The organism is Polaribacter sp. 2405UD43-2, assembly GCF_058147125.1.
The window spans coordinates 1-247 of record NZ_JBYVJX010000066.1; the positions used below are offsets into that span (position 1 = coordinate 1).

At 36.4% G+C, this 247-nt stretch carries 1 protein-coding gene; it reads left to right on the plus strand.

What is annotated here, in order from left to right; translation table 11 throughout:
- Nucleotides 1-247, plus strand: a 247-nt coding sequence (locus ACY2RX_RS14775; RefSeq protein WP_490104736.1) for a hypothetical protein, incomplete at both ends; no start/stop codon positions are given.

Sequence of the window (247 nt, forward strand, 5' to 3'; positions counted from 1 at the left end):
TTTAAAAGAACGTGTAAAAGGTGATGGAACACCAACAGCAGAAGATTTATCTACCCTTGACCAAGACAAGGGGTTTTTAGTCTCTCCTGTAAATGCGGTAGAAACAAAAGTTGAAAATGAGTCTATAACCGTAGAAATTAGAAGTAGAGAAGATGAAAAAGCACGGATTAAAAAAGTAACCATTTCTGGAGACGACAAAACGAACGACTACGTTATTTTTAGAGAACTGAGAGTTAAACCAGGAGAT